Annotated in this window: 1 pseudogene; it reads right to left on the bottom strand. The window is 69.4% G+C overall.

What is annotated here, in order from left to right:
• Positions 1-132 precede the first annotated feature (132 nt).
• A pseudogene (locus IE225_RS32545) lies at positions 133-1,396 on the bottom strand (IS701 family transposase).
• Positions 1,397-1,475 lie beyond the last annotated feature (79 nt).

The raw sequence follows: 1,475 nt of genomic DNA, 5'->3' as shown, positions 1-1,475 counted from the left end.
GGGGGCGGTCTCACGGAGACCGCCCCTCGATCGTGCGACAGCGCCGCAGGTAGTGACAGCGGTGGGCGACTGCTTGGCGTCGGCGGCGCCAGTTCGACCAGCTCAGCGCGTGGCGTAGCCCTCGGTGTCCGCTCAGGTGCGGGGGCCGGGCACAACAAGCTGCCAGGAGTCGCCGAACCTCCGCCACTGTGAGCTCGATCGCCCCGGCAGTCCCACCTGTTCCACCCCTTTTTCCCAGGGCTGGCGTGCCGTGGCGGCCAGGAAGGCGTGCGCGAGCATGGCCAAAGTGATGTGCCGATACCAGCCCACGTAGCGGCGGACTTCGTACTGGTCCAGGCCGCATTCGTTCTTCGCGGCCTGAAAGCATTCCTCGATCGCCCAGCGTCCCCCGGCGACCCGCACCAGCTCCTGGACGGTGACCTGAAGGGGTGTGTAGGCGAGGTAGTAGGCGATCTCGTCGGGCTTGCTGATGCTGCGCCGGGCCAGTGCCCACCGCATCCGGTGAGGGACCTCGCCCTGATGGTCGAACTCGGCGACGGCCGGCAGCCGCACTGCGGCCCAGTGGTAGACGCGAGGCCCCTTCGCGCCGTCGCCGCATGAGATCTTCTCCCACGCTTCGTCCGGGGCCTGCGCGAACAGAACCTCGATCCGCGAACAGCCCACGCTGAATTGGGACTTGGGGACGGCCAGCACGTAACCGACACCCGACTGTTCCAGTAACCGGCGGAATCGGTTGTCCTGACCGTAGGCGGAATCCGCGGTGACCCAGGCGATGGGCAGCGGCGAGGCGAGGGCACGCAGCACCATGTGCCGGGCCAGTTCGCCCTTGGTGGCGAACTCCCGCTCGTCGGGGACCCTTGCGGTGCGGCAGCGTTCCCGGTCCTCGGTCCAGGACTTCGGGAGGTAGAGCTCGCGGTCGACCAGGGCCCGGCCGCGGGCGGAGGCGTAGGCGGCAAAGACGCCGATCTGACAGGGGGTACCCCCTCTGGGGGATTCTCGGTCCGGCCGGCGGTTCCGGAGTACTGGCGCTGGACCCCGGCTGAGGTGGTGCCCTTCTTGATGAACCCGGTGTCGTCGATGATCAGGACGCCGTCGGCCTCGCCGAGCTTGTCGGCGACGTATTCCTGCAGGTCGTCGCGGACGTCATCGGGCTCCCACTTCGATCCGGCGAGGAGGTGCTGCAGGCCGTCGGGCGTGGGGTGGCCGGCCTGTTCGGCCAGCTGCCTGGGGGTTGCCCCCTGCGGGGACTGTTCTTGCGGGCCACCGGGGCGAGCAGCCCGCGTACGTAGTCCCGCATCCGGCGGCGGAGCTCGACTCGGCCGAAGCGGTGCCCGATGGTCAGGAAGAGATCGTCCAGTTCGAGGTCCCATTGCGCGGCGGCATACTCGGTGATCACCCTCGGAGGCTGCCCCACCGCTGTCACTACCTGCGGCGCTGTCGCACGATCGAGGGGCGGTCTCCGTGAGACCGCCCCC

Origin of the sequence: Streptomyces echinoruber, assembly GCF_014651135.1 — a bacterium.
Lineage (GTDB): Bacteria > Actinomycetota > Actinomycetes > Streptomycetales > Streptomycetaceae > Streptomyces > Streptomyces echinoruber.
The sequence above is the reverse complement of the archived record's forward strand: the minus strand, read 5'-3'. Positions and strand labels throughout refer to the sequence as shown.